Source organism: Candidatus Atribacteria bacterium (genome assembly GCA_011056645.1).
GTDB classification, from domain to species: Bacteria; Atribacterota; Phoenicimicrobiia; order Phoenicimicrobiales; family Phoenicimicrobiaceae; genus Sediminicultor; species Sediminicultor quartus.
The window spans coordinates 1-1,916 of sequence record DSEL01000046.1; the positions used below are offsets into that span (position 1 = coordinate 1).

Below are 1,916 nucleotides of genomic sequence, written 5' to 3' on the forward strand. Positions count from 1 at the left end.
AACTATAATTTTCTATCATATTATTATTTTCCAATATATTGAATGTTTATTATTTAATCGATAATCATCAAAATAATTAGAAGTAATCTTGGTATTGATATTAATTTTCATCCCAATAAAACGACGATCGCAATTAAAAAATAGTAATACTACAATAATTAGTATAAATCATTTTTTGATGATTATAGAAGCATATCCAACCACCTGGTCGACCATACCTGAAACATCCCCGGAAGTAGCATATTGTAGCAATTCTACCTTTTTTGCACTTAATGCTTCACAAACAATAAGCATTACAGTAATCGGACCGGGACCACACATAGTTAGATTTTGATGGTAAATCAACTCGTATAGTTTTGTGGGATTAAATTCTAAAATAGCTTCTATTGCCTGATTATCTGTGTTTTCAGCATATTCTTGAGATTCGTAGTGGGTAAAATCTGAACTGGCAATGATTAAAATATTTTTATTGATTATAGAAGCAGATATCGATTGTGCAATCTCTATATCTGTATCAATATCTTGACGAGTCATGCAAATGGGTATAAATTTGATATTTTTACCAAAAATGTATTGAATAAAGGGTAGCTGAACTTCTATGGAATGTTCGTATTGATGGGCTTTTTTATCGTTTTTAATAATTTTAGAATTCTTTAAAATCTTTTCTGCAATCTCGCCATCAATTTCCAACTCTCCTAATGGAGTTTGCCAACTTCCTTCTGTCATGATTGAAATATCTTCTCCGAAACCACGATGATTTGGCCCCAATACAATAATGGTGTCTGGTTTACCATCTATAGCAATATTGTAAAAACCGTTAGCTGCAACTGGTCCAGAATACATATAACCTGCATGCGGACTAATTAGACCAACAATAGTATTTTTCTTTTTTAAGTTCGGTATAGGGATTTTACCAGGTCCGATACTATGCAAAAAACAATTTTCGATTTGTATCTTTAAGGAATTTGAATCTTCAGCATAAAAACTGCCTGCAACACCAGGTTTTCTAAGATTTAATCCAGCCATAAACCTTCCTCCCCTATCCTATTCGTTTTAAAAGATAAATTAATTGAATATTTTTAAGTTGTTTAGGATTAAAACATTCCACTTTTGGAATGGCGACTACCCTTTTTTTTCTTCCTTATTTTTGGGAAAAATATGATAAAAAATATTAATACAATTATGAATATAAAGGCTGCTCTAAAGTAAGTTGAATAAAATAAATATTTTGCATAAGATACATAATATCTTTTTTTAGCCGAAGGATAATTTGGATTTAAATTCAATACCTCTTTATATTCCATTGAAGCTTTTTTAAAAAGAGATTCATTTTCATCATCTACTGCTAAATTGAATTGAGAATCGATAATTTTTAATTGTAATATTTGATCATCCGGATGGACTTCTTGAAGATAGTGATAAGCTTCAATAGCTTCTTCCCATTGCTTGTTTTCGTACAAAGCAGTAGCAATTCCTTCGCGAGCATTAATATTTAACGGATCAATGGAAATTACTTGCTTATATTCTGAGATCGCATTTCCCCAATTCTTTTCTTCACTATATTTATCACCTAAATTACTATGAATAACTATTTGGGATACGCAAAATTTTACAATCCTATTATTTCCGGCATCGGCTACATAGATATAATCCCTATTATCTATAATGATTCCTTCCGGGTAATTTAAACTAATTCGATCTGATTCATTACCAAATTCTAATTCGAAATTATTATCTTTATTATATTTTACTACTTTTCCGTTTTTATAATCGGTAATATAGATATTATCGTTTGAATCAAAAGCAATATATCTCGTGCCGTTAAACTGGCCAACTTCACTTCCGCTTTTTCCAAATTTTCTTAAAAATAGACCTTCTTTACTAAATACCTGTACCTGATCATGGAAGGTATCAGC

The 1,916-nt window shown here is 30.4% G+C and carries 2 protein-coding genes; both read right to left on the reverse strand.

Annotation, left to right across the window (positions count from 1 at the left end; genetic code table 11):
- Nucleotides 1–168: 168 nt before the first annotated feature.
- Nucleotides 169–1,026 (reverse strand): AmmeMemoRadiSam system protein B, encoded by an 858-nt coding sequence (gene amrB, locus ENO17_01725; protein HER23763.1) that lies wholly within the window; start codon nt 1,024–1,026, stop codon nt 169–171.
- Between the two features lie 68 nt (nt 1,027–1,094).
- A partial coding sequence (locus ENO17_01730; protein HER23764.1) for a hypothetical protein occupies nt 1,095–1,916 on the reverse strand: 822 nt, incomplete at its 5' end.

Excerpts from the sequence above, each read along its gene's own strand:
- amrB (HER23763.1), bottom strand. The coding sequence starts at position 1,026 with ATGGCTGGATTAAATCTTAGAAAACCTGGTGTTGCAGGCAGTTTTTAT.